The following is a 735-nucleotide window of genomic DNA, read 5'->3' on the forward strand; positions in this document are numbered from 1 at the left end:
GGACGATCTTTCGCGTTATCGTCTTTCCATGTTTTCGTTCCTTCTACTTTTGTTTCGCCTACTTTTGTATTTGTGATATCAGTACCATTTACTTTGGATTCATATCCGGCTACTGCTTGTTCTTTCACTTCATACTTGTACGCTACTCCGTTTGCATCGTATGCTTGCAGTTTTTCAAACGTGTACTTCCATTCACTTGCTACTGTTACTTCTTTTGTATCTACTACTTTACCGTTTTGTAGTAAGTTTATTTTGATTGTGCTTGGACGATCTGTTGCGTTGTTATCGTTCCACGTCTTTGTTCCTTCTACTTTCGTTTCGCCCACTTTTGTATTCGTGATGTCATAACCGTGTACGTCAGATTGATATCCGGCTACTGGCTGTTCCTTCACTTCATACTTGTACGCTACTCCATTTGCGTCATATGCTTCTACATCTGCAAATGCATATTTCCAGTTTGTTTCCGCTGTTACTTCTTTTGTATCTACTACTTTACCGTTTTGTAGTAAGTCTACTTTGATTGTGCTTGGACGATCTGTTGCGTTGTTATCGTTCCATGTTTTTGTTCCTTCTACTGTCAATTTCGCTACTTTTGTATTTGTGATGTCAGTACCACTGACTTGGGATTCATATCCGGCTACTGGCTGTTCTTTCACTTCATACTTGTACGCTACTCCGTTTGCATCGTATGCTTGCAGTTTTTCAAACGTGTACTTCCAATTTGTTGCCGCTGTT

Annotated in this window: 1 protein-coding gene; it reads right to left on the bottom strand. The window is 39.9% G+C overall.

Annotated features, from left to right (window positions below; translation table 11 throughout):
• Window positions 1-735: Cna B-type domain-containing protein (locus JDS95_RS30430; RefSeq protein ID WP_199691046.1), on the bottom strand; the 735-nt coding region annotated here is incomplete at both ends.

It is taken from the genome of Bacillus cereus group sp. N24 (assembly GCF_016483345.1).
In the GTDB taxonomy this organism is placed as follows: domain Bacteria; phylum Bacillota; class Bacilli; order Bacillales; family Bacillaceae_G; genus Bacillus_A; species Bacillus_A toyonensis.